21 protein-coding genes and 1 pseudogene are annotated in these 25,771 nt (G+C 67.1%); 9 read left to right on the top strand and 13 right to left on the bottom strand.

Translation table 11 applies throughout. The annotated features are described in order from the left end of the window. Nucleotides 1-43: 43 nt before the first annotated feature. Both Q9K23_RS20955 and Q9K23_RS20950 read left to right on the top strand, forming a co-directional pair. Entirely contained in the window at nucleotides 44-3,493 is a 3,450-nt protein-coding gene (locus Q9K23_RS20955) for an AAA domain-containing protein (protein ID WP_305950262.1), read from the top strand. Nucleotides 3,494-3,826: 333 nt separating this feature from the next. After that, a protein-coding gene (locus tag Q9K23_RS20950) for an IS3 family transposase (protein ID WP_305950258.1) occupies nucleotides 3,827-5,298 on the top strand; the annotation gives its coding sequence in 2 pieces (ribosomal slippage) (nucleotides 3,827-4,196 and nucleotides 4,196-5,298; 1,473 coding nt in all). On the opposite strand, the pseudogene Q9K23_RS20945 reads toward Q9K23_RS20950, so the two are convergent. The 6 genes and pseudogenes from Q9K23_RS20945 to Q9K23_RS20920 all read right to left on the bottom strand — a co-directional run. Beyond that, nucleotides 5,240-6,388 (bottom strand): annotated as a pseudogene (locus Q9K23_RS20945) (IS256 family transposase); the annotation flags it as partial. The gene Q9K23_RS20950 and the pseudogene Q9K23_RS20945 overlap by 59 nt on opposite strands. A 524-nt stretch (nucleotides 6,389-6,912) precedes the next feature. Further along, entirely contained in the window at nucleotides 6,913-7,464 is a 552-nt protein-coding gene (locus Q9K23_RS20940; protein ID WP_053778733.1) for a putative immunity protein, read from the bottom strand. 47 nt (nucleotides 7,465-7,511) lie between these two features. Continuing rightward, the gene (locus Q9K23_RS20935) at nucleotides 7,512-7,766 is read right to left on the bottom strand and encodes a HigA family addiction module antitoxin (protein WP_053778734.1); all 255 of its coding nucleotides are present in this window, start codon (nucleotides 7,764-7,766) and stop codon (nucleotides 7,512-7,514) included. Nucleotides 7,767-7,957: 191 nt separating this feature from the next. Next, nucleotides 7,958-9,037 (bottom strand): redox-regulated ATPase YchF, encoded by a 1,080-nt coding sequence (ychF, locus tag Q9K23_RS20930; protein WP_053778706.1) that lies wholly within the window; start codon nucleotides 9,035-9,037, stop codon nucleotides 7,958-7,960. Between the two features lie 22 nt (nucleotides 9,038-9,059). Further along, nucleotides 9,060-10,304, bottom strand: coding sequence for an AI-2E family transporter (locus Q9K23_RS20925; RefSeq protein ID WP_082366124.1), 1,245 nt, complete (start codon nucleotides 10,302-10,304; stop codon nucleotides 9,060-9,062). A gap of 102 nt (nucleotides 10,305-10,406) precedes the next feature. Further along, nucleotides 10,407-10,661, bottom strand: a complete 255-nt coding sequence (locus tag Q9K23_RS20920) for a hypothetical protein (protein WP_053778707.1) — start codon at nucleotides 10,659-10,661, stop codon at nucleotides 10,407-10,409. 167 nt (nucleotides 10,662-10,828) lie between these two features. Here Q9K23_RS20920 and Q9K23_RS20915 point away from each other — a divergent pair, with 167 nt between their 5' ends. The 4 genes from Q9K23_RS20915 (at nucleotide 10,829) to Q9K23_RS20900 (ending at nucleotide 15,993) form a co-directional block, all read left to right on the top strand. Then, nucleotides 10,829-12,340: an Ada metal-binding domain-containing protein gene (locus Q9K23_RS20915; RefSeq protein WP_053778708.1), complete on the top strand. Its 1,512-nt coding sequence runs from the start codon at nucleotides 10,829-10,831 to the stop codon at nucleotides 12,338-12,340. Further along, nucleotides 12,337-12,873, top strand: a complete 537-nt coding sequence (locus Q9K23_RS20910; RefSeq protein ID WP_059037035.1) for a methylated-DNA--[protein]-cysteine S-methyltransferase — start codon at nucleotides 12,337-12,339, stop codon at nucleotides 12,871-12,873. The genes Q9K23_RS20915 and Q9K23_RS20910 overlap by 4 nt, the downstream gene beginning before the upstream one ends. Nucleotides 12,874-13,718: 845 nt before the next feature. Further along, complete coding sequence (locus tag Q9K23_RS20905; protein WP_053778735.1) at nucleotides 13,719-14,867, top strand: DNA recombination protein RmuC; 1,149 nt, start codon at nucleotides 13,719-13,721, stop codon at nucleotides 14,865-14,867. Nucleotides 14,868-14,973: 106 nt separating this feature from the next. After that, a complete protein-coding gene (locus Q9K23_RS20900) occupies nucleotides 14,974-15,993 on the top strand; it encodes a DUF6542 domain-containing protein (RefSeq protein WP_053778710.1) in 1,020 nt (339 codons plus the stop codon). 76 nt (nucleotides 15,994-16,069) lie between these two features. On the opposite strand, the gene Q9K23_RS20895 is transcribed toward Q9K23_RS20900, so the two are convergent. The 7 genes from Q9K23_RS20895 to Q9K23_RS20865 form a co-directional block, all read right to left on the bottom strand. Then, nucleotides 16,070-16,657, bottom strand: a complete 588-nt coding sequence (locus Q9K23_RS20895; protein WP_261978116.1) for a nucleosidase — start codon at nucleotides 16,655-16,657, stop codon at nucleotides 16,070-16,072. Between the two features lie 24 nt (nucleotides 16,658-16,681). Next, complete coding sequence (locus Q9K23_RS20890; protein WP_053778711.1) at nucleotides 16,682-17,461, bottom strand: fructosamine kinase family protein; 780 nt, start codon at nucleotides 17,459-17,461, stop codon at nucleotides 16,682-16,684. Continuing rightward, nucleotides 17,458-18,393: an SDR family oxidoreductase gene (locus Q9K23_RS20885; RefSeq protein WP_053778712.1), complete on the bottom strand. Its 936-nt coding sequence runs from the start codon at nucleotides 18,391-18,393 to the stop codon at nucleotides 17,458-17,460. The genes Q9K23_RS20890 and Q9K23_RS20885 overlap by 4 nt, the downstream gene beginning before the upstream one ends. An 88-nt stretch (nucleotides 18,394-18,481) precedes the next feature. Beyond that, complete coding sequence (locus tag Q9K23_RS20880) at nucleotides 18,482-19,513, bottom strand: N-acetylmuramoyl-L-alanine amidase (protein WP_261978117.1); 1,032 nt, start codon at nucleotides 19,511-19,513, stop codon at nucleotides 18,482-18,484. Nucleotides 19,514-19,726: 213 nt separating this feature from the next. Further along, nucleotides 19,727-20,815, bottom strand: a complete 1,089-nt coding sequence (locus tag Q9K23_RS20875; protein WP_053778737.1) for a GTP-binding protein — start codon at nucleotides 20,813-20,815, stop codon at nucleotides 19,727-19,729. Next, the gene (locus Q9K23_RS20870; RefSeq protein WP_053778714.1) at nucleotides 20,812-21,669 is read right to left on the bottom strand and encodes a rhodanese-related sulfurtransferase; all 858 of its coding nucleotides are present in this window, start codon (nucleotides 21,667-21,669) and stop codon (nucleotides 20,812-20,814) included. The genes Q9K23_RS20875 and Q9K23_RS20870 overlap by 4 nt, the downstream gene beginning before the upstream one ends. Nucleotides 21,670-22,017: 348 nt before the next feature. Then, nucleotides 22,018-22,146 (bottom strand): hypothetical protein, encoded by a 129-nt coding sequence (locus Q9K23_RS20865; protein ID WP_261978118.1) that lies wholly within the window; start codon nucleotides 22,144-22,146, stop codon nucleotides 22,018-22,020. A 16-nt stretch (nucleotides 22,147-22,162) separates the two neighbouring features. Between Q9K23_RS20865 and Q9K23_RS20860 the strand changes: the two genes are divergently transcribed. From Q9K23_RS20860 to Q9K23_RS20850, 3 genes are all read left to right on the top strand, one after another. Next, a complete protein-coding gene (locus tag Q9K23_RS20860) occupies nucleotides 22,163-22,483 on the top strand; it encodes a hypothetical protein (RefSeq protein ID WP_187343597.1) in 321 nt (106 codons plus the stop codon). A 128-nt stretch (nucleotides 22,484-22,611) separates the two neighbouring features. Next, the gene (locus tag Q9K23_RS20855; protein ID WP_020793321.1) at nucleotides 22,612-22,953 is read left to right on the top strand and encodes an Lsr2 family protein; all 342 of its coding nucleotides are present in this window, start codon (nucleotides 22,612-22,614) and stop codon (nucleotides 22,951-22,953) included. Nucleotides 22,954-23,208: 255 nt separating this feature from the next. Next, entirely contained in the window at nucleotides 23,209-25,767 is a 2,559-nt protein-coding gene (locus Q9K23_RS20850) for a patatin-like protein (RefSeq protein ID WP_053778716.1), read from the top strand. Nucleotides 25,768-25,771 lie beyond the last annotated feature (4 nt).

The raw sequence follows: 25,771 nt of genomic DNA, 5'->3' as shown, positions 1-25,771 counted from the left end.
TCACCGTTCTCGGTCGGTCCCCGCTGCTAGATTCTGAGCACTCATGACGCCTTTCGGGAAGGGCACGATGGACCAGGCCACTCTCTGCCTCACTCGCTACTACCGCGACGTCCAGGAGCGGGCGAATCTTCAAGACTTCGACTTCGGTTCGTCCTCGCCGTTCGACGAGACCTCGCTCGACGAGGTCACCTCCGGCCGGTTGGGCCCCGCCACCACGGCTGCACTCTTCCACCAGGCGAACGAACGCAAGTCCGGGCCCGGACGGCGGTCCGGCAGTGGCCGGACATCGACGCCGGAGATGCCACCCGAGGATTCGAAACCCATCGATGTGGTGATCTCGCTCGTGACCCTGGAGGGAGTGAAGAAGAACGGCCTTCTACTGCTGCCTGCCTCCGTGCGACCTGATGGCACGCTCGACGCCGACCTCGAGTCGAAGCCACCCTGGATTCCGGCCGGCCGGTTGAGCTCCGCCAAGGTGGCAGACCTCGAGGTCATGGTCGGCCCGTTGGCGTCGTTCTGGAGCCACCGGCTGAAGACGTGGCCGCGGGAGGTGTCGAAAGCCGACTCCTGGGCTGCCGCGGTGCAGGCGACACAGCGGACGTTTGCCGCGGTCGCGGCTCCCGACCTCGACCGGATGGCCGCCGATGCCGGTACCGAGGTCATCCGCGACAGGTGCTTCATCTCCACGCAGGAGGTGATCATCGCCAACGGGGCGATCCTCGATCTCTACAAGTTCCTCTCGGACAAGCAACCGAAGGTTCCGGCTTATGAACGGCTGGTCTCGCTCACCGGGACACAACGACGACCCTCGGACACGATCGACAGCGATCTCACCACGCTCGTGCCCGCCGCCCTGGCGTCCTGCGGCAGCATGAGTGATCGGCATCCGCTGACGCCGTCCCAGCGCCGGGCGGTGCATGGGTTCGCCCTCGACACTCTCGGCCAGAACCCGCTGACCGCGGTGAGCGGTCCTCCGGGAACCGGGAAGACGACGATGCTGCAGTCGGTCGTCGCCAGCACCATCGTCCGACATGCTCTCGACGGTCTTCGGGCGCCGCTGATCGTCGGAACGTCGACCAACAACCAGGCCGTCACCAACATCATCGACTCGTTCAACTCGGTCGCCAAGGACATGCCCGGACCGCTGGACCGTCGGTGGCTTCCGCGGGCCGACGAGAACGGGGCCACCGGCGAGTCGTTGTCGGGGTTGGCCACCTACTGCCCTTCCCAACAGAAGGCGCGAGAGGCTCGGGCCAACGGATATCTGGTCGAGGACAGCCGGAAACGCGGTGTGTACTCGGAGTATTCGGAGCCTGAGTACGTGGCCCAGGCAACGGGGTTCTTTCTCACGAGGCTTCGCGAGTATGCCGATTCCTCCGGCGGGATGGTGCGGGTGGCAACATCGCTCGCCGATGCGATCAGCGCGCTGCGCACTGCACTCTCCCGGGTCGATCACAGTCGCAGGGTGCTGATCACCACGCGGGCGAAGGCCGAAGGATCACCCGCTGCCAGGGACAGGGTCGTTCTCGAAGGTCAGATCGAGCACATCGAACGCGAACGGGAGCACTACCGGTCCCGGTTGGAGTTCTGGGCCGAAACCCGTTCTCGGGCAGCGGCCTATCCGAACAGTCGCCCCGACGACGAGCGCTTCGTCATCGAGGCGAACCACGATCCGAAGGAACCCGCGGGCCGCCGGCAGAGCCTTTCGGACTACGTCTCGTTCTACGACTACTGGGTGACGGAATGGTCCATGCGCGTCGACGACGCTCGCGGTCGGCACAGAATGGCCGCGGACCAGGTCATCAGAGAATCGGCTCCGACACCCGAGGTGCACGATGCGGTTCGGTGGATCCAGCGCCTCGGCAATATCGACGACGCCACCGGCGCTCAGATCGCCTACGCCACAAGCCTTCTTCAGCTCGACAGACTCCTCGATACCACCGCCCGGTACACGGAGTTCTGGCTCGCGATCCACCTGTACGAGGCCGAGTGGTTACGGGCAGCCGCCGGTGAGTCACTCATCCGGAAGGACGATCGCTGGCGGACGACCGCAGAAGTGATGGGCCGGTATTGGGAGCAGATTCCTGCGCTGACGCCATGCTTCGTCATGACCGCCTACCAATTGCCCAAGTATTTCAAGCTGTCCAGGAAGGGCGGCGGCCACACCTTCGACCACGGGCGCGCCGATCTGCTGATCGTCGACGAAGCGGGCCAGGTGGACACCTCGGTCGGTGCCGCAGCCTTCGCCGTGACCAAGCGGGCCCTGGTGGTCGGCGATGTTCGGCAGCTGGCGCCGGTATGGAGCATCGACCCGGTTTCCGATTCGGAGATCGCAGCGGTTCATGGACTTTCAGAGCGATGGACCGCACTGGAGGAGCGCGGGCTCACATCGTCGGATCATTCGTCGGTGATGGCCGCCGCGAGTACGGCCGGTATCTGGTCTTATGGCGGGGACGAGCTGCCCGGGCTGTTCCTGTCCGAGCACTTCCGTTGCCACCCCGGCATCGTCGACTACTGCAATGCATTGCTGTACAAAGGACTGCTCGTCCCGAGCCGTCCCCTCGACGGGTACAAGCTCGACGGCAAGACGCCGAGCCCGTTCTTGTTCTGCGAGGTGTCCGGGTCGCAGGACAAGAGAAGCGGCTCGAGTCGGGTGAACGAGCGTGAAGCGGTCGCAGTCGCCGAGTGGGTCGTCGCGAACTACGACTACTTCGACGACATCTACAACGCCGACGGCACCAGCCCGGGCGCCGTCATCGGAGTCGTCACCCCCTTCGCTGCGCAGGCCAGGCTCATCTCACGCAAGATCCGCGAGATCGGCGACGCGAGCCTGTCGAAGAAGATCACCGTGGGCACCGCGCATCGGCTTCAGGGCGCCGAGCGCCCGGTGGTGCTCTTCTCATCGGTGTACGGCGACAACTCGCCCCAGGCATCCTTCGTCGACGCCACCCTCGAACTCATGAACGTCGCCGTCTCCCGAGCCAAGGATCTGTTCATCGTCTTCGGCGGAGCGGTCCGACGCAAGGACGACGGACCGGTGTTCTCCCTGGTCCGCAAGCTCGCGACCGTGGACGCCTGCGAGTTCGCGCATCCGACGGCGACGGCCCCCAGCGCCGCACCCAACCACCCGACCCCGCCGGTAGCGGCTGCCGAGACGGTCGCCACCACAACACCGAGCGGCAGCGCTTTCGACGTCGTCGGTCGCGATCAACCCGGCTACATGATCGGCAGGGACCTTGTCGCGCACTGGGATACGGCCCACGGGATTCCGAAGCACCAGAACCTCTCGGTCGTCGCGCTCAACCGCGCGCTGGAGAATGCCGGCCTGATCGAACGCACCGCCGATGGCACGACGCCGACCGCCGCCGGCTCCGTGTTGGGAATCGCCGCCTACGAGGGAACCGGCACGAACGGCCGGTACGTGAATGTCATCTACTCGCCCCGAGCCCAGGAAGCGCTCACCGCGATGATGAAAGACGGGGGAATCGGCTGACCGGTTCGACGTGAGCGAAGGACGCGGCGCCACCGATGTCCGGAGGTGCGCCGACCGGCGTCAGTGCCTCCACCGTTGCACTGTCGACGAATGCGAGTGGTCCCGACGATGCGTTGCCGTTCATTCGCGGCTACCGGCCCTCACCGTTAGTGCCAATCGTCCGACCATGCCGCGCCGCGATTCGACGCCGACCGTTCCACCGCTTCACAAGCGGCAACAACTACACATTGAACCGAAACTCGACCACGTCGCCGTCCCTGCATGCCAGGGTGAGTTGAGTCCAGCACTTCACAGCAACTCCGCCAGCAGGGCGAGATACGGATCAACCCCACCATGACGATCTCCACCATCATTCCGGTCGAGGACAATGACCACATGGTCTCCACCCACCCTCGAGCCGACGGCCCCCGCCGCCGACGCGTGTTCAGCCCCTCCGACAAGCTCGCGCACCTGGCCGCGTACGAGCAGGCATGCGAAGACGGCCGCGGCGGGGCCTACCTGCGACGCGAAGGCCTCTACTCGTCGTTGATCAGCGAGTGGCGCAAGCAACGCGACGCCGGGGTCCTCGCCGGCAAACCCGCCGGCACGAAGGTCGGCAAGCTCACCGCCGAACAGGCCGAGATCGCCCGCCTCACACGGGAGCTCGCCCAGGCAAACAAACGGCTCACCACCACCGAAGCTGCCCTGGATATCATGGGAAAAGCACACGCTCTCTTGGAATCACTTTCCGAGAGAGCGGACTCGGACGACAAGCCGACCACGCGTTGACAGCGGCGTGGAACGAATTGACCGAGGCAGGGGTGTCGACGAGAACGGCCAGCGCGTTGACCGGTGTGGTCCGTTCAACGGCGGTCCGGCACCGCACTGCCGCGACCGCACCGACACCGCCGGCGACGCCCACACCCACACCCGCAGTCGAGCCGCCGAACAAGCTCACCGCACTCGAACGCCTGCGCATCCTCGAGGTGCTCAACAGTGATCGGTTCGTCGACCAGGCGCCGCTCGAGATCTACGCCCAGCTACTCGACGAGGGCATCTACCTGTGCTCGGTGTCGACGATGTACCGCATCCTGCGTGAGAATGCCCAGGTCAACGAACGTCGCAGGGTTGCCAGGCATCCAGCGAAGGCATGCCCCGAACTGGTCGCGACCGCGCCCCGGCAGGTGTACTCGTGGGACATCACGAAACTCGCCGGGCCGGTGAAGGGCCAGTACTTCGACGCGTACGTGATGATCGACATCTACTCGCGTTACATCGTCGGCGTGCACGTTCACGCGCACGAATCAGGTGTACTGGCAAGAGAACTGATGGAACAGATCTTTGCGGTACACGGCATCCCGCAGGTGGTGCACGCCGACCGCGGTACGTCGATGACCAGCAAGTCCGTCGCGACGTTGCTCGCGGACCTCGAGGTCACCCGATCGCATTCACGGCCACGGGTCTCGAACGACAACCCGTATTCGGAGGCGGTGTTCAAGACCCTCAAGTACGGTCCCGGTTTCCCGGAACGGTTCGGATCACTCGGTGCGGCAAGGGAATTCATGATGCAGTTCGCCGAATGGTACAACCACGAGCATCGCCACAGCGGTATCGGGCTGCATACCCCGGCCGACGTCCATTTCGGTCTGGCGGCCGGCAAGGCCGCTGATCGCCGGCAGGTGCTCGATGCGGCCCGTGTGCGGTACCCGCACCGCTTCGGCACCACGGCGCTGCCGAAGATCCTGGCCCTGCCCGATGCAGTGTGGATCAATCAGCCGGCCGAGGATTCTCTGGCCGCTGTGGAGGCTGAAATGACAGTCGCGTAACACCTGCTGGACTCAACTCCCTTGACAAGTTCCGCAGTTCGGTCATCGAGACCTCGGACAGGTAGCGGCGCCCGACCTGCCATTCGTCGTGCTGGTCGATCACCACGGCGGTCGCCAACCACAGGAACGCGGCATCGTTGGGGAAGGTCTCGACGACGTCAGCGCAGCGCTTGATCTCCTTGTTCAGTCGCTCGATCGGGTTGTTGGACCAGATCTTCTGCCAGTGAGCCTTCGGGAAATCCGCGAACGCGAGCACATCGGGTTTCGCTCCGCGCATCATGGCGGCGACTTTCGGGAACTGGTTCTCAAGCATGTCTGCAACCGAATCCCACTGTGCTGCAACATCGTCCTTCTCCGTATGCGCGAAGATCGTTGTGATCGCCGCCATCACCGGCGGTATGTTCTTCGCCGAGACCTTCGCTCCGATGTTGCGCATGAAGTGCACCCGGCACCGTTGCCACGCTGCGCCGGTGAACTGACGGCTGATCGCCGCTTTGTGGGCATCGGAGATCACCAGATGCACCCCGGATATGCCCCGCTCACGCAGACTGGCCAGGAATTCATTCCAGTACTCGTAGGACTCGCTGTCACCGACCGAGGTGCCGAGCACCTCCCGAGTGCCGTCCATCGTCACGCCGATCGCCACGACCACCGCGCGGGAGACCACGTGCGCGCCGACACGCACCTTGCAGTAGGTGGCGTCGGGGAACAAGTACGGGAACGACGCATGTGAGAGCGTGCGTTCGCGGAACTCTTTGACGTGCTCATCGAGCCCGTGGCAGATCCGGGAGACCTCTGATATGGAGATCCCTGAATCGCCACCGAGCGCTTTGACCAGACCATCGACGTTGCGGGTCGACGCACCATGGACGTAGGCCTCCATGATCACCGCATGCAACGCCTGATCGAACCGCCGGCGGCGTTCGAGGAGCTACGGGAAGAACGAGTCCTCCCACAGCTTGGGGATCTTCACCTGCACGTCTCCGGCAGTGGTGGTGATCGTCTTGTCCCGGTGCCCATTACGGTGGGTTGTACGGCCTTGTGAACGCTCGTAACGGCTGGCGCCGATCACCGCCGAGAGTTCGTCAATTCGGCCAGCAACGAAGAATCGTCCTGGGTCATCGCGTACGTGTCCTTCTCTTGAGTCACTTTGGTCGGTAACTCATAGAGCACTACGCGATGCCCACCCCGGTCACCGGAGCGACACGCACCCTTGCTCCCGGAGCTCAGACCCAGCCCCGAAACCCCACCACCCCAAGGGACCTACCCACCCGGTCCACAAGAGTCACCAAGCCAGCGCTGACGGACCGGGTCACGGACCGCGGTGAAACACCAGAGGCTCAAACGCGCGCCGGCGCCTCACAGATCTAGAACGATCGCGAAACGCGGGCGCTTGCCTCAGATACCGATGATCGCGAAACGCGGGTGTTTGTCTTGTCGGGTTGACGGGGCGCGCTGAGACGGCGAGTCGTCCGCCCAGTGTGCTCACGCATGCCCCGGAAACTGCCAGATCTAGAGCAAGAACCGGAACTCCACCGAGTTCCGGCACGGAGAACCATCTGCCAGACGAAGACTCACCGGGCCCGGTGAGCATGAACAGCGTGTGCGCGAGGTTCAGCGTGCTCTCGAGTGGGCCGCGCGAAGCGAAGCATCCAGTGCGGCTTGGAGCTGGGAGACTCGGGTCTTGGTGGCCGGCGCAACCGGGTACCGGCTGAGGACATCGATCAGGGTCGGCGTAGCGCGTCGACAGGCCTCCTCGATTGCTCGAGTTCCGCATGCAGGGTCGCCGTCCGCCTGGAGTTCTGCAATGCGCGCGGCGCTCGCGGCGGCACGCAGGATGTGCCCGACCTGGCTGGCTTGCGCGATCGGGTGCAGGTACGCGGCGGCAGCTGCATCACCGGCAGAACGAGCGGCGAGGCGAGCGATCTCGGTGGACGATTCCTTGGCCGCGCGGCGTGCGTCGAGCGAAGCCATGCGCTGGAGCTTGGTGCGGGGTGCGCCGTTCACAAACGTCCATGCGGAGTCCACGGCAACACGTGGTCGCGGATCATCTGGATGCATTTCTTCAAACGCCGGAAGGATGCGCTGAGCAGTCTCAGCGACGAAGCGCGCAACCACACGCAGCTCATCCATGGTCAGTTCGAAGTCACCCGACACGGTCGTCACGAACTCAACTCCCTGCACGTACGACGGCCCCTGCGACTCCGGCACTGTCAGGCGGTCCCGAGCGGCTCGATACCGTCAACCCGGTCGCCCAGGGCACGCCGCTCGATCCGCAGTTCATAGTGGGACTGCAGGTTCATCCAGAACTCTTCGGAGGTTCCGAAGTACCGCGCCAGCCGAATCGCCGTGTCTGCGGCAATCCTTCGCTTGCCGTGCACGATCTCGTCGATTCGGCGCGGCGGCACACCGATCGAAACGGCCAGCTTGTTCTGCGTGATCCCGAAGCCCTCGATGAAGTCCTCCAGCCGGTTCCCGGCGGGACCCGGAGGTCTTCGACATCCTTCGCCGCATGGATCAGCTCGAGCTTCCGCAGGGTCGTCCGCTGTACCGTCCGATCGACGCGCCTGACCTACTGCTGGTGCCAGATGCGCTCGGTGTCCTTGCTGCCGAACGACCTGATCACGCGGACAACCCATAACGCAGGGCGTCAACAACGCTAGACGTTAAACCGGAATTCCACCACGTCACCGTCCTGCATGACGTAGTCCTTGCCTTCCATCCGCACCTTGCCCGCAGCCTTGGCTGCGGCCATGGAGCCGGCGGCGTCGAGGTCGTCGAAGGACACGATCTCGGCCTTGATGAAGCCCTTCTCGAAGTCGGTGTGGATGACGCCGGCAGCCTGCGGGGCGGTGTCGCCCTTGTGGATGGTCCAGGCGCGCGACTCCTTGGGACCGGCGGTCAGGTAGGTCTGCAGGCCGAGGGTGTGGAAGCCGGCGCGGGCCAGCGACCGCAGGCCGGGCTCGTCCTGGCCGATCGAGTCGAGCAGTTCCTGGGCGTCGGCCTCGTCGAGCTCGAGCAGTTCGCTCTCCACCTTGGCGTCGAGGAACACCGCGTCGGCGGGTGCGATCGAGGCCTTGAGCTCGGCCTTGCGCGCGTCGTCGGTGAGCACCGACTCGTCGGCGTTGAACACGTAGAGGAACGGCTTGGCCGTCATCAGGTGCAGTTCGCGCACCAGCGAGGTGTCGAAGGAGTCCTTCGCGGCGAACAGGGTGCTGCCCGAGGTCAGGATCTCTTCGGCCTTCTTGGTGGCCTCGAGCACCTCGAGGAGGTCCTTGTTCTTGCGTGCATCCTTCTCCAGGCGCGGGATGGCCTTCTCGATGGTCTGCAGGTCGGCGAGGATCAGCTCGGTCTCGATCACGGAGATGTCGGCGAGCGGATCGACCCGGCCGTCGACGTGCACGACGTCGTCGTCGGCGAAGACGCGGACCACCTGGCAGATGGCGTCGGCTTCACGGATGTTGGCCAGGAACTGGTTGCCCATGCCCTCGCCCTCGGAGGCGCCCTTGACGATGCCGGCGATGTCGACGAACGACACGGTGGCGGGCAGAATCCGCTCGCTGCCGAAGATCTCGGCGAGCCGGACGAGCCGGGTGTCGGGCAGTTCGACCACGCCGATGTTGGGCTCGATGGTGGCGAACGGGTAGTTCGCGGCGAGCACGTCGTTGCGGGTCAGCGCGTTGAACAGGGTGGACTTGCCGACGTTGGGCAGCCCGACGATACCGAGGGTGAGACTCACGGGCGCACAGTCTATCGGCCGGTCACGCCGGGTCGGGCGAGGCCTCCCCGTCGGGCACCGGATCGTCGACGGCAGGAGGTTCTCGGCCGGGCGGTGTCTCGCCGACGCGGATCGCGATCTGCTCGTTGAGGTAGCGCAGGATCACCGCGATCACCGCTGCGGCGGGCACGGCGAGGAAGGCTCCGGTGATACCGAACAGGCTGCCGCCGAGGGTCACCGCGAGCAGCACGATCACCGCGTGCAGGTCCATCGACTTGGCCTGCAGCCACGGCTGCAGCACGTTGCCCTCCAACTGCTGCACCACCAGGATGATCGCGAGCACGATCAGCGCGGTGGTCAGCCCGTTGGAGACCAGCGCGATCAACACTGCGAGAGACCCGGCGACAAAGGCACCGACGATCGGGATGAACCCGCCGAGGAAGGTGATCACCACCAGCACTCCGGCCAGCGGGACCTGCAGGATGAACAGCCCGAGGCCGATGAAGAAGGCGTCGATGAAGCTGACGATCGCCTGGGTGCGGATGAAGCCGCCCAGGGTGTTCCACATCCGGGTCAGGACCTCGCCGAGGTGGGTGCCGACCGACGCGCCCACGGTGCGGTCGAGCCACGGCACGAACCGCGGACCGTCCTTGAGGAAGAAGAACACCAGGATCAGCGTGGTGAACAACGTGACCAGCAACGACGTGGCGGTGCCGACACCGCTGAACACCCCGGAGGCGATCGTCGACGCACTCGACTGCAGCTTCCCGGTGATCGCGTGGACGGCGTTGTCGAGTTGCTCGTCGCGGATGTTGAGCGGCGGCCCCTGCACCCAGTCCTGCAACTCGTGCACACCCTGGATGGCACGCGAGGCGAGGTCCGGGGCCTGGTCGATGATCGACGGCACGATCAGCCCGATCACCCCGCCGAGGACACCGACGCCGATCAGCATCATCAGCAGCGACGCCGCGGCCGGGGGTACCCGGCGGTTACGCAGCCACCGCACCGGCGGCCACAGCAGCGTGCACACGATGATCGCGAACAGCACCGGCAGCAGGATCACCCAGATCCGGCCGACCACCCACATCAGGACGGCGAATGCGGCGACACACAGGATGAACTGGGCGCCGACCATCGCGCTGGATCGCAGACCTCCGAGGAAGACCTGGGTACGGGTCGGATACTGGTCGGGTTTCACGGCCTCGACGGATCCGTCGGGTTCGGGAGCGCTGTCGGAATCGTGCGCTGCGGCGTCGGTCACGCGTCGATCCTCACATAACGACCGCATCGCGGCGCGCAGGCACGGCCCGGACGTCAGCGGGCAGGGATCGATGTCACCGCGGCCGGTGTCGGTGAACCCGGCGGCAGCGGCTTCCGGATGCCTGTCGGGTCAGTGCACGCGGGTGCGACGACGATGCGCGGCCACCCTGCGGCGCACAAAAGACACCACCAGCTCGCCGACCGCGTCGAGTGCCTCGAGCTCGGCCTGCAGCGGGGAGAGCGGCGGAACCGGCTCGCAGTGCACCGGTCTGCGACGCCGTCCGCGGGCGCACTCGGCTTCGACGGCATCACAGCCGTACAGTCCCCGCATGATGTCGAGTCCCCACTCCGGATAGTCCGCGAGCTGCATCTCCCCTGTGCTCATGGTGACATCGTGACACGAACTATGATCTACGTCACCCGGTTGTCCCATTGCACTCCACCGGCATCCCGAGGTGGTGTGCAGACCCCCGCACGCCCCCTCACCGGCCGTTCCGCCGCCGTGGCCGATTTCCGCCAGCCCGAACGCCGGATCGATGTCAGGGTGGAGAGGTGACCACCACCGTCGACCTCGATTTCGACCGTTGCTACCGAGCGCTGCAGGCCCGCGACACCCGGTTCGACGGACAGTTCTTCGTGGCCGTACGCACCACCGGCATCTATTGCCGGCCGTCGTGTCCATCCCGCACACCGCTGCCCCGCAACGTCGACTTCGTCGTCACCGCGGCCACCGCCCAGGCCCGCGGCTTCCGGGCATGTCTGCGGTGTCTGCCCGACGCGGTCCCCGGCTCACCCCGCTGGAATCTGGGTGCCGACCTGTCCGCGCGGGCGATGCGCCTGATCTCCGACGGCACCGTCGAACGTGACGGCGTCGGCGGACTGGCCCGGCGCCTGGGCTACTCGCAGCGTCATCTGACCCGGGTGCTCACCGCGGAACTGGGTGCCGGGCCGCTCGCCCTGGCCCGCGCACACCGGGCCACCAACGCCCGCATCCTGACCCAGTGCACCGAACTACCGATGGGTGAGGTGGCCTTTGCCTCGGGATTCGCCAGCATCCGGCAGTTCAACGACACCATCCGTGAGGTGTTCGGGGTGACACCGACGCAATTGCGGGCCCGCCGACGCACGCCGACGCCGGCCGTCGGCGCAGATGCCTCATCCGACGACTCCCCGGTGATCGTCCTGCGCCTGGCGCATCGTCGTCCCTTCGACGCCGCCTGGCTGGGTCATCGGCTGGCCGCGCACGCGGTCGCGGGCGTGGAGGAACTCGTCCCCGATCCGGAGGGCGGCTGGTCGTATCGTCGCGTTCTCGACCTCGCCCACGGTCCCGCGCTTGCGGTGATCTCACCCGCCGACGGCTATCTGCTCACCCGCCTCGAGCACCTCGACCTGCGGGATCTGGGTGCGGCCGTCAACCGGCTGCGCCGCCTGTTCGACCTCGATGCCGACACCGCGGCGGTCGGAGAGGCGTTGTCGGCGGATGCGGTGCTCGCCCCGGTGGTGGCGGCTGCCCCGGGAGTACGGCTACCCGGCTCGGTGGACGGTGCCGAGACCGTCATCCGCACGATGATCGGTCAGCAGATCAGTGTTGCCGCGGCCCGCACCCACATCGCCGCGCTGGTCGCCCGGCTCGGCGAACCGACCGGCTGGCCGGGAGGGTGGCGCCGGTTTCCCACCGCGGCGACCATCGCGGCGTCCGGTGCCGCGGTCCTGACCGGGCCACAACGGCGAATCCGGGCGATCGTCGAGACCGCTTCGGCGATTGCCGGCGATTCGGTGGAACTACACGCGGGGGTCGCTGCGTCCGATCTACATGCACAGTTGCTCGCACTACCCGGGATCGGGCCGTGGACCGCCGATCAGGTCGCCCTGCAGATCACCGGCGATCCCGACATCCTGCTGCATCACGACCTGGTGGTGCGGCACGCCGCCGCCGACCTCGGACTCGACCTCGCCGACACCGCCCACTGGTCACCATGGCGTTCCTATGCATCCATGCATCTGTGGCGTCACCGCCTGTTCACCCCGACTCTCGCAACCCCGTCCCCTGAGGAGCACCCATGACCGATCCGCACACCACCGACGCCACCGATGTGGCCGTCTGGGCCACCGTCGTCACCCCGGACGGCGCGTTCACCGTGATCGCCGACGATGCCGCGACGGTGCTCGCATCCGGCTGGACCGACGAGCCCGAGTACCTACTCGCTCTGGTCAATCGCGCGTTGCGGCCGTCGGACCTCCGGCGCTCCGACTCCCTCGGCCCGATCGTCGCCGCCGTCGAGGCCTACTACGACGGCGACTTCGACGCCCCTGCGGCGATCCCGGTCACCCAGAAGTCCGGCCCGGTGTTGGAGAAGAACTGGGCGGCGCTGCGAACCGTGCCGGCGGGTGCGCCCATCACGTACACCGCCCTGGCCGAGCTGGCCGGCGAACCCCAGGCCATCCGGGCCGCGGCGAGCTCCTGCTCCCGCAACGCGGCCGCACTGTTCGTCCCGTGCCACCGCGTGCAACGGTTCGACGGGTCGCTGGGCGGATTCCGATACGGCCTACCGATCAAGCAGTCGCTACTGGCCCGGGAGTCCGTCCGGGCGAAGTGAGTGGGCTGTCGTCGTTCGACGCTGCTGCTCGACAAGCGCCTTGATCCGCTGATCGATCCGACGAGGAGCGCAGTGACAAGACGTGTCGAAATCTCCGCCGGCCAACACGGCAACGCCACCACCACCTTCGAGGTGGTCACCAACACCCTCGACTCACCGGGTTTCGACACGGGTCCTCGCGATGCTCGGTCCCGGCTCAACCATCCACCGTGGTCGCACCCCACATCCGCCCACACAGGCCTCGACAGCCGGCCGACGTCAGATGGCAACCATCCACCGTGATCAACGCACCCCTAATCCGCTGATCGATCCGACGAGGAGCGCAGCGACAAGACGTGTCGAAATCTCCGCCGGCCAACCCCGCAACGCCACCACCACCTTCGAGGTGGTCACCAACACCCTCGACTCACCGGGTTTCGACACGGGTCCTCGCGATGCTCGGTCCCGGCTCAACCATCCACCGTGGTCGCACCCCCACATCCGCCCACACAGGCCTCGACAGCCGGCCGACGTCAGATGGCAACCATCCACCGTGATCAACGCACCCCTAATCCGCTGATCGATCCGACGAGGAGCGCAGCGACAAGGCGTGTCGAAATCTCCGCCGGCCAACCCCGCAACGCCACCACCACCTTCGAGGTGGTCACCAACACCCTCGACTCACCGGGTTTCGACACGGGGCCTCGCGATGCTCGGTCCCGCCTCAACAATCCAAAGTGGTCACGCGCCACATCCGCCGACAGCCGGCCGACGTCAGCTGGCGACCATCCAGGGTGGTGGCCGACGAGACCACCACCGACGAAGCCCGCTCATTTCTGTCGGAGGTCTCCGGCATCATCTCGGCCATGACCCTTGCCCTCATCGCGTTCGTCGTCGGCGTCCTGGCCGGCGTGGCCATCGGATGGTTCGCGGCCACCGGCCGGGCGGCGTCGGCGGTGGCCACCGCCCGCGCCGAGACCGAGGCCGTCCGCGAGTCCCAGGAGCTGGTCGGGCGGTCGTTGTCGGCGGCGTCCGAGGATGCGGCGCGACGGCAGTCCACTGCGATCGGCGCGCAGATGACCCACATCGTCGATCCGCTGCGCGCGCTCGTCGGGCAACTCGCCGAGGAACTGCGTCGGGTCGAGCAGAACCGGGTGGGCGCCTATGCCGGACTCACCGAGCAGGTCCGCGGGGTGCATGCGGCCTCCACCCGTCTCGGCGACCAGACCCGCGCACTCACCAACGCGCTGCACACCCCGCACCTGCGGGGACGCTGGGGCGAGATGCAACTCGAGCGGGTGGTGGAGCTGGCCGGTATGACGCGGCACTGCGACTTCGACACCCAGGTCACCATCGGCACCGACGAGGCCAAACGCCCGGACATGATCGTGCGTCTCGCCGGGGGACGCAGCATCGTCGTCGACGCCAAGGTGCCGCTGCACTCCTATCTCGACGCTGCCGAATGCGACGACCCGGCGCTACGTGAGGAACTCCTCGCCTCCCATGCGCAGGCCGTGCGCGCGCACATCAAGACACTCTCGTCCAAGGCCTACTGGGCGGCGCTGCCCAACAGTCCGGAGATGGTGGTCCTGTTCGTCCCGGGGGATGCCGTCCTGGAGTGGGCGGTGCGCAGCGACCCCGGACTGATCGACTTCGGCTTCGCCAAGAACGTGGTGCTGACCACACCGTCGAGTCTGGTGGCGCTGCTGCGGACGGTTGCCTTGGGGTGGCGGCACGACGCGATGGCCCGCGACGCCGCGGTGATCCACGAACTGGGTGTGGAACTGCACCATCGGCTCGAGACCGTGCTGGGCCATGTCGACCGGGTCGGGGTGTCACTGCGGCGTGCGGTGGAGGCCTACAACTCGACGGTCGGTGCCCTCGACAGCCGGGTGGGGGTCACCGCCCGCAAGCTGGCATCGTTGGAGGCACTGGGCAATCTGGACGAACCGACCAGTCCTCGCGTGATCCATGACACGATCCGTGATGCCGGCGGCGTACACGCAGACACCTGACCTCGGTCGGAATGACCAACATGACCCGGCGGTTCACGGGAAATCGCGTCGCAACCGGTACCGTCTACTTGTGCCTTTCCCGCAGTCAAGCTCCTCGACGGTGCCCGTGGACCAGCAGTCGGTCCTGCCGAGTGTGCGCGGGGTCCCCTGGTGGGGAGCGATCCTCATCGCGACGGTCATCACCGCGATCGGTGCGATCATCGACACCTCGGCGAACAGCACCATCGGTGGTGCCTTCAACTTCTGCCAGTTGGTCGGCTGCGTCCTCGCCGCCCTCGCGGTCCGCCGCCGCGCGCTGTTCACCGCCGCCGCGCAGCCGCCACTGATCTCGTTCGTCATCGCACTCATCGCGCTTTACGCATCCGCCGATCAGGCGTCGGAACTGAAGTCGCTGATCCTCAAGGTGCTGCTGCCGATCGCCGGCAACTTCCCGTGGATGGCGATCACCTTCCTGGTGACCCTCGTCGTGGTGGTGGGCCGGTGGTACCTGACCCGGCCCGGCTCCGACTCGCCGTTCACACGCACGTCGGCCGCCACCAAGAACCCGACCGCGACGAGCTCGTCGGCCGCTGCCGCCAAGAAGCCTGCCGCCGGCAAGAACCCCACATCCCGGCGGGCCGACCCCGGCACCCCTCGCGCCGGACAGCACGAACGGAGCGAGCGCGGGTCCGCCAGGGCCGTCGCCGCCGAGGGTCGCACCCGCAAGGCCGACGCCGCCCGGACCCGGAAGCCGCGGCCCGACGCCACCGCGCAGGCGGCGAGCACGAACGGCACCACCGCACGCACCGACGCAACCACCAGGGCAGCCGAGGAGCCCCGCCGGGCCCAGTCCGGTGCCCGCCGTCAGTCCGGTGAACGCACCGCGGCGGGCGAGCGAGCCCAGCACGCCGAACGTGCCACGTCCGGTGAGCGAAGCCAGCAGGAGGCCCGGGCGCGACGTCGTCGGGCGGCCGAGGAGAACGCCCGCGAGGCGGCCACGACCGGTGCTGCGGGCACCGGAGCGGCAGCCGCGGGTACTCCGCGGCCCCGTCCCCGCTCCGCCGCGGCCGACCTCGACCGCTACGAGTCCGCAGCCGGCCAGACCGCCGCGGCGCCCCGTCCGGCACGGACCCGCCGACAGCACTGACGGCCCCGGCTCGGGTCCCAATCCCTGCGGCCGACCCGACGACCAGACTGGCGGCTCCAGACCACCCGCCCGGTCGTCACCGCCCGGTGAGCCAGTCCCCCAGCCGTCGGGCCGCATCGTCGACCAGCGCAGGCCAGTCCATCGCGGTCTCGTCGGCGGGGTCGCTGACGATCTTGATCAGCCGGCATTCCACCTCGAACGCCGCACACACGTGGGCGATCGCACCGCCCTCCATGTCGACGAGGTCGGCCCGCTCGGCCAGTTCGGCGCGGCGCAGGCTGTCGGCGACGAAGGTGTCGCCGGTAGCGAGCACGGTGCCGTCGCCGTCGGGCAGGTTCCAGCGGTCCACCACCGGATAGCCCATCGCGACGAGTTCGGCACTGCTGATGTCGTGCTCGATCACCTGCGACGGCACGAACAGCCCCGAGTGGTGGTCGTGGAGGGCACCGGCGGTGCCGATGTTGATCACCTGCCGGGTCTGCGGGCGCGCCGACAGTTCGCGGGTCAGCGCCATCGACGCCGCCACCTTGCCGATCCCGGTGATCAGCAACCGGGTTCCCTTCGGGATGTACCGGGCCTCCGAGCGGGTGGCCGACACCACCAGCACCGACGGGTCGAGCAGATCGAAGGGACGGGCGTCACGGGACGTGGGATCGACGGTCACCCGACGATTATCGCGGGGCCGGGGTCACGTCGCGTCGCCGGCCGACCGGAGAGTGGCCCGGGCGGCTCGGCCCAGTGCCTGACCGTAGGCCGGTCCGTGACCGGCGGCGTGCACCGCCAGTGGATGCAGCTGATGTAGCGGTACCCGCTCACGCCACCCCGGCCGCAGCCGATGCGCGGTGAGATAGCCGTCGAGGACGGCCTCCAGATGCGGGCAGCCGAACAGCATCAGCATCGCGAGATCGGTCTCGCGGTGCCCGCCGTGTGCGGCCGGGTCGATCATCACCACACCGTCGGGTGTCCACATCACGTTGCCGCTCCACAGGTCGCCGTGCAGGCGGGCGGGCGGATCGGCGTCGTCGAAGGCCCCGGACGCGATCAGCGTGCAGGCCGCCCGGGTGGCCTCGGCGTCGGCGGTGTCGAGAAAACCGGCCTCGATCGCGGGCGCGAGGTAGGGCTCGACACGTTCGGCGGCGTAGAACTCGCCCCAGCTGTCGTGGATGACAGAGCTCAACGGCCGTTCACCGATGAACTGGCATCCGGTGTAGCCGGCCGGCGGCGCCCCGAAGGCGTCGGCACCCGCGTCGTGCATGCGGGCCAGTGCCACCCCGAAGGCGGTGGCGGCCTCCGGCGTCGGCCGGACCGTGGTCAGTCGGCGCAGCGTGATCCCGGTGGGAGACACCGACTCCACCTCGACCACCGGGGCACCGGCCGCGGCCAGCCACCCCAGACCGGCGGCCTCGGCGGCGAAGAAATCCGGGTCGACGTCGCGGCGGACCTTGCGGAAGGCGGCGTCGGGGTTCACCCGTGGTTGGACTCGACGTCGGAGCCGGTGACCGCCGAGTCCCCTTGTGCCACACGACTGATCTGCGCGAGTCGGTCGAATCGGTCGTTGGCGATGCGCATCACGACCTCGTACGGCAGCGCGAACTTGCGGGCCCACCAGTAGCCGAAGCGGATGTCGAAGGAGGTGTAGACCAGGAAGCGGTTCTTGCGAATCCCGGCCAGGATGGCCGCTGCCGCTTTCTCCGGACTCACCGCCACCTTGTGGAAGTTGTTGATCTGCTTGATGACCCGCGGGTCCTCGCGGTCGACGCCGACGATCTCGACGGTGTTCACCAAGGGAGTGTCCACACCTCCCGGGCACACCAGCGACACCCCGATGTGGTGGCGCCGCAGGTCGAAACGCAAGACCTCCGACACCCCGCGGATACCGAACTTGCTGGCGCTGTAGGCGGCATGCCACGGCAGTGCGATCAGCCCGGCCGCCGACGACACGTTGACCAGCTGTCCACCGTGTCCGCGTCGGACCATCTGGGGTACAAAGCATTCGATCACGTGGATCGGGCCCATCAGGTTGACGTCGACCATCGTCCTCCAGTGACGGTGTTCGAGGTTCTCCACGGTCCCCCAGGCCGAGACACCGGCGATGTTCATCACCACGTCCATCACGCCGACCTCGGCGTCGACCTCCCCGGCGAAGCCGTGCACCCAGTCGTAGTCGGAGACGTCCCCGGCGGCATGGAACAGCACCGTCCCGCCGGCGTCGATGATCGCGGCGACCGCGGTGTCGAGGGCATCGGCGTGCAGATCGGTGAGCACCAGCTCGGCGCCGGCCCGGGCTGCGGCCTGCGCGGTGGCCAGCCCGATCCCACTCGCGGCACCGGTGATCAGGACCTTGCGGCCCCGCAGCGTCAGCACCGGCGGATCCATCCGGATCAGATCTCGAAGCGACATGCCTCGACCCTAGCCACCGATTCTGTGACGCTCAGCAGAACCGGGACAACTCGGCTCACCCACGATGCCCCTGCCGGACCGGCGGACCTCAGCCGATCGGGAGTTTGCCGTCGAACAATCCGTACAACACCACCAGCATCGCGTTGAGCACCTGCGCCGACGCATCCTGCCCGTCGGTCAGCAGCAGCTGGCCCATCTCGGCGGGATCGCTTGTGCCGAGCAGCTTCTGGACGAACGGCAGTACCGCCGACAGCTCGCCGTCACCCGCCTGCGGGGTGGCCTCCGGCGCGGGCGCGGCACCGAGGTTCTGCGGGCTCGGCGTCGTCGACGCGGCCGCGGCACCCTTGGCGTAGTTGACGATGCCCTCGGTGATGGCCATCGAGTACTTCAGCTGACCGTCTTTGCCGGTCAGCGCGGCGGCATCATCCGGATTCGACAGGTTGCCCATCTCGATGAACACCGCGGGCACCTTGGTCAGGTTGACCGCGGCGATGTCGGAGCGGGTCTGGATGCCGTCGACGACGCCGGCGTAGTTGGCGGTGGGGAATCCCGCGCGCACAAAGGCGTCACGCATGACCGTCGACGCCTTGCGGCCCTCGCCGGACTGCACGGCGTTGACCGTGGCATCCGGGATGGGCAGGGTCGGCACGATCATGTGGAAGCCCTTCTTGGTGGCATCCGTGCCGGTGGTGGTGGAGTCGGCGTGCAGGCTCACCGCGATCGCGGCACCCGAACGGCTCGCCGCGGCGGCGCGCTCGTCGACGCAGCCGCCCCATCCGGTGTCGTCGGGACGGCTGAGCACCACTCGCGCCCCCTGGCTCTCCAGGCCGGCCTTCACCAACTGGGCGACCTCCCAGTTGATGGTGTGCTCGGGAGTCCCGTTGACGGCCGTGGCGCCGGTGGTCTGACAGTCCTTCTTGCCCCCACGACCGTCCACGACCTGCTGGGAGAGGTTGTGGCCGGCAGCACTGCCCTGGTGCCCGGGGTCGAGGAAGACGGTCTTGCCTGCCAGCGAGGTGCCGGCGGCAGGGGCCGCCGACGCCGGGGCGGTCGTCACAGCGCTGAGCACCGCGGCACCGGTCGCCACGGCAACCGCGGCGGCGGTGATCGACATCCTCATTCGCGAGAAGCGTGTCTGGGTCATCGCGGTACGGACACGGGTGCACCGGATCGGCCCCCGCGCCTCACTCCTTCCATCCAGCAACATGGGCCACAATAGTCACAGGTTTAACAGAGTCAACCCGAGGTCGACATTCAGCGACGAAGCCGCCTGGTCCGATCGGTTTCGTTAGGCACCTGTGACGTTGCAGGTATCCACCCGAGACGTGGCCGCTCAGGCCGGCGGCAGGAATCGGGTGATGTGCAGGATGCCGTGCTCGTCATCGGCGGTCGCCGTGGTCGCCGACGCCGCCGCCAGTTGCGCGCACACCTCGTCGCGATCGATCCCGGTACCGATCGCCACGAGTGCGGTCTGGCGGTCCTGCCCGTGCCAGGAGTCGCGGGACACGTCGACGAACCCGCCGACGGCGTGCACGACGTGACGCTGCCGGTGGCCGGGAAGGTCGAACCAGACCACTCCCTTGATCCGGTAGATCCCGGCCGGCGGACGGGTCAGAAAGCTCGCGAGTGCCCGCGGGTCCATCGCTTCCGGCGAGCAGAACTCCACCGACTCGAACGCATCGTGCAGGTGGGCGCGCCCCAGCTCCCCCACATGCCCCAGCTCCCCCACATGCCCCGAGTCCCCCGCGTGCGTGTCGTCGGCCTCCCGCAGCAGTGCGTCGAGCGAGAGCTGGATCGGACGGTCGCCGCCGTCGTCGGGCGCGCGGGTCGGGATGTCGAAGAGCAGTGCCGGGTCGATCCGCCCGCCGGTGACGCAAAGCTGTGGTGCACTCGGGTTGAGCGCGGTGAGTTCGGTGCGGGTGGCCGTCAGGGCGTCGACGTCGACGAGGTCGGTCTTGTTGAGGACGACGAGGTCGGCCACCGCGACATGACCGTCGATCTCCGGATGGGCCCGCCGCGCGGTCTCGAACAGCGCCGCGTCCACCAGGTAGACGAGGCCGCCGTAGCGCATCCGCGGATCGGCCATCGCGGTGATCATCCGGATCAGCGACTTCGGTTCGGCGATCCCGCTGGCCTCGATCACGATGGCATCGAGTTGCGCGGCAGGACGTACCAGCACCGAGAGCGCATCGTCGAGGCCGGCACGGTCGACCGCACAACACATGCAGCCGTTGGTCAGACCGACGACGTCGCCGACCTGTCCCGCAACCAGCATGGCGTCGATGTTGACCGCGCCGAAGTCGTTGACCAGCACGCCGATTCGTGCACCGGACCCACCCCGCAGAAGGTGGTTGAGCAGGGTGGTCTTACCCGCACCGAGAAACCCGGCGACCACGATCACCGGGATGGGTTCGCGTGTCACGACGGCCCCGGGCCGGCGCATTCGGTACACAGGACGGCCAGGTCGCGGCCGAGCCGGTCGGGATGATTGGCGACATTCGAGGTGGGGGTGCCGCACTCGACGCAGGTGGCGAGGACCGCCGGGTGATCGGAGAAGTCCACCGACATGCGCTTGTCGAAGACGTAGAGCGATCCTTCCCAGAGCCCGTCGTCGCCGAACTGTTCGCCGTATCGGACGATGCCGCCGTCGAGCTGATAGACCTCACCGAAGCCGCGATTGCGCATCAGCGCGGTGAGCACCTCGCAGCGCACTCCGCCGGTGCAGTAGGTGACGACCGGACGGTCCTTGAGGTGATCGAAGGCCCCGGACTCGATCAGCGGGACGAAGTCGCGAGTGGTCTCGACGTCGGGGGTGATCGCCCCGGCGAACCGCCCGATCTGCGATTCGATGCGATTGCGACCGTCGAAGAACACCACGTCGTCGCCGCGCTCGTCGATGAGCCGGTGCAGCTCGTGTGGGTCCAGGTGCCTGCCTCCACCCACCACACCGGAATCGTCCACCTGCAGTTCGTCCGGAGCCCCGAAGGTGACGATCTCCGGCCGTACCCGCACCGACAAACGGGGAAAATCATCTCCCGTTCCCTCGGCCCATTTGATATCGGCATCGCCGAATGCGCGATATCCACGAGTGGCGCGGACATATCGCTTCACATCGGCGAGTTCGCCACCGACGGTGCCATTGATCCCATGACGTGACACGATGATCCTGCCGCGAAGCCCGAGCGACTCGCATATCGCCTCTTGCCAGAGCCGAATCGCATCGGGATCGGGCAACGGGGTGAACACGTAGAACAGGACGATCTTGGGGGTCGACACAATGCAAGGGTACGGATCACGGGGTGAGTACCGATCGCGGTGGGGGCGGGTTGCCTTTCTCGCGCTCGCAGCCATCGCCGTGATCGGCTCCGGTGCCGCGGTGACCGCTTGTTCGTTTTCCGCCGATACCACACCGTCACCGATCGTCCTGCCCCCGACCGATGAATTGACCACCGAATCAGAACTCTCGAGTTCGAGCCGGACCACACCCCCGGATTCCGACACCCCGACGGAATTGCCGAATTGGAGCATGGGTCGTGTGATCGCGCTCGCACCGCGCGCCGACAATTCTCGATATCACCAGGGGTCCACCGGGCCGCAAACACCACTCGAGGACACCTCGGACTATCACTTCTCCACCCCGGACCGGTCGGTCAATTGTTCCACCTTCTCCACCGGGACCCCGACGCTCGCGTGCCGGATCACCGACGACTCGTCGAATTCGCGCCGAACATCGTCGACGGCGGCGGGCTGCAAGTGGGCTTCTGACCTGGTGATCCTCGATGCCTCCGGTCCGCAGCACGGGGCGTGTGCCGAAGAGTTCCCGGTTCTTTATCGCAGCGCGATTGTCGACTATGGGACGACCATCGCGGTGGGCAGATTCTCGTGCCTGGTCGAAAGCTCCGGCATCTATTGCCTCGAATCCCGTTCGAAGACCGGATTCTCCAGTACCGCAAAGGGTTACCAGAAGATCTACGCCAACGAAAGAGCTCCTGGCGCATTGCTGGGCACCATCGATTCCGAGTCGACGACCACCCGGACCGATAGTGCCGACGACGAGGATGTGACCACCACTACTTCACCCACGCGGTGAATTCACAGCTTTCCCACCACGCCGACCTGCGACACCCAGGAATTTCTCATTTTCCTATGCCTATAATCAACGGCGAGATTGATCGGCGTCCACCGATCACCCCATAGAGGAAAGCCCCGGGAGGCCAGATGGCAAAGGTCCAGACCGTCCAGGTCATCGACGACATCGACGGTAAGGTACTCGACAAGTACGAAACCGTTCGTTGGGCCGTCGATGGCAAAGAGTACGAATTCGACACCTCGGTGAAGCACGCCCAGCAGTTCCGTGACTCCCTGTCGAAATACCTCGAGGTCTCCCGGACCGCGGGTACCGCTCGTAGTTCTGCGGCGAAGCGTCGTACGGCAGATGCTTCGCGAAGCAAAGAGCAGACCCAGGCCATCCGGAAATGGGCGACCAAGAACGGGTACGAGGTGAGCTCGCGCGGCCGCATTCCGGCGCACGTTCTCGAGGCCTTCGAAGCCGCTCACTGAGTCGACGACCAGAGAGGTCGCCGAGCCGAAGACCAGAGGCTTCACCGGCCGGTGCCGGGAGGGACAACCCTCCCGGCACCGGCCGTTTTCGCTGTCCGGTTGTGCCGATATGCCGGTCGTGCCGGAACCCCGGCGGCGGGGTGCGCGCCGGAGGTGGTCCGAGTAGCCGACTCGGGACTCCCGTTCGGCGCCGGATCGGGGCAGAATTCGATCCACACGCGCCGATGCCGACGAATCAACCCGAGTGGAGACCCGATGCCCGAGTCCGCCAGTCATCCCGACCCCGAGACCGTCGAACTCCGGCTGGCCCTCGTCTGCTACGGCGGGGTGTCCCTGGCGGTCTACATGCACGGTGTGACCAAGGAACTACACAAGCTCGTCGTGGCGTCCCGGGCGCTCGATGCCGCCCGGGTCGCCGGGGCCACGGCCAACCCGTTCCGCTCGGCCACCGATCCGACGCAGATCCTCGACGGTTTCGACTCCGAGGCCCTCTACTTCGATGCGCTGCGTCGGCTCGAGGATGCGGGCCGGCCGTTGTCGGTGGCCATCGACATCATCGGTGGCACCTCCGCCGGTGGCATCAACGGCGTGGTGCTGGCGAAGGCTCTCGCGATCAACGCGTCCCAGGATGCGCTGCGGAGTCTGTGGATCAACGAGGGCGACCTCCGCAAGTTGCTCCGTGGCCCGCGGTTCGCGGGTCTGGCCGTCCAGGCGGCCACCGCGGCGGTGTGGGCGGTGGCCAATGCGTGGCGGCCGACGTCGCTACTGCGCTCGGATGTGATGTCGCAGAACCTGGTCCACGCGCTGGCCACCATGGATTCGAGCACTCGGCCCAATGCCGTGGTGCAGTCGTCGTCGTTGATCCCGCGGCTGCGTCGGCTCCAACTGTTCGTGACCACCACCGACCAGTCCGGATTCGATGTGGTCGTGCCCTCGGGTGCGGGCGGGATCGGGCAACGCGACCGGGCCTACGCGCAGGTGATGGAGTTCCGCAGCAGCAATCCCGATCCGCGGGTGCAACCGTCCGGCTTCGGCTCCGACGACACCCCTGCGCTCGCCTTCGCGGCGCGCGCGACGTCGGCGTTCCCGGCGGCGTTCGCCCCGGTCACCCGCAGCGGCTTCCTCAAGGAGGTCAAGAACGCGATCTCCTTGGACCCCAAGCGGTTCGGGGAGATGTTCCTGTTCCGGTATCACAGCACCGACACCGACACGTCGAGCCAACAGAAGCGGCCGTGGTGGGCGCGACTGCTCCCCCGGGGCAGCACCGTCGAGGACTCCGAGCGTCACTTCATCGACGGCGGGCTCCTCGACAACGCACCGTTCGACCTCGTCGTCGATGCGATCGCCCGGGAACCGGCACAGCACGAGGTGATCCGACGCCTGGTGTACATCGAACCCGACCCGGGTAAGTCGCTGACCGCGGCCGTCGAGGAGTACCAGCGGCGCTCACACAGCTTCGCCGACGACCTGATGGCGATCAAGGCGCCGCTGACCAGCCACTCCTACCTGGGCGATCTGCTGCACCTGCGGGACATGAACGGGCGGATCGCCGAGATCGGCCGCATCGCCGAGCTCCAGCGCGCCGAGGTGGAGGCGGTGATCAGTCAGCGGGTCCGGGACGCCGCACAGCAGGTGGTGGAAGCCGACGCGGCGAGTTCTCCTGGCGTCGAGGCGACTCCGCCCGCCTCCTTCCTCGAACAGTTGCTGACGCTGGCGTCGGCGCAGCAGGTCTCCGACAGCTTCTATCGGGACGCCGAGACCGACCTGTCCGAGACGTGGCGGACCTACCAGCGGATGAAGGCACTGGCGATCGCCGACCGCGTGGCCGATGCGATCATCGACGTCGAGCAGCTGCCACCGGAATCGTTGACCGCCAGCGCGATTCGTGACGCGTTATCGTCGTATATGCGCGCCACCGCCGAATGGCGTGACGGTGGACAGGGACTGGCGGAGAGGTTCCTCAAACCCGCCGACACCCCCTATCGGGTCCGGCGGTACATGTTCATCATCGACGGCATCAACAAGCTCTACGGTGACGGCGGACCCGACCGCGCCGCGGTGGACAAGCTCAAGGCCGCGGTCTGGGATGAACTGACCAAACTGCACGACGCGCCGGAGAAGATCGTCACGACCATCGGTACGCGTGGCATCACGAATGCTGCGGTCGCCTATGCCGAGACCCCACGACCGGTCGGGACCGACGAGTTGCCTGCGGAGTTCACCGCGTTGCTCGACGACCTCTTCACCCGGTATGCGGCTCTGGTCGACGTCCGCATCGGCAACGACAACGACACCATCTGGTCGACGTTCCAGAAGACCGCACAGTCTGCGGTGTCGGCCGCGTCCCACGACGCGGCCGGCACACTTCGCCTCGGCGACGGCTGGACCGACGAGCACTTCCGGTTGCTGGCATCGCGCTACCTCGGTTTCCCGAAGTGGGACGGTGCCCTGTTCCCGATCACGGCGCTGTCGCGGATTCCGCAGCTGACGCCGATCCCGGTGAGCCAGTTCAGTCCGCGCCAGGCCGCCACCCTGTCCGGCCACCCCACCGCGCGTCCGGAGCTGTACGGCGCCAAGCTCGCCCACTTCGCGGCATTCCTCGAGCCCGGATACCGCGAGAGCGACTACCTCAACGGACGTCTCGACGGCGCGGACCTGATCATCCGGTTGCTCGCCGAGACCACCGGTGACGACGCCCTCGTCGCCCAGCTCGCGCGCCCTGTCCTCGACACGATCTACCGCGCCGAGATCGGCGGTCTCACCCACATCCCGGCCGAATCCCGACAGTGGCTGCAAGGGTTCTTCGGCGACTGACACC

Origin of the sequence: Gordonia sp. NB41Y (assembly GCF_030718915.1) — a bacterium.
Classification (GTDB): Bacteria; Actinomycetota; Actinomycetes; order Mycobacteriales; family Mycobacteriaceae; genus Gordonia; species Gordonia desulfuricans.
Note: the sequence above shows the minus strand (reverse complement) of the source record. Positions and strands in the feature narration are given on the sequence as shown.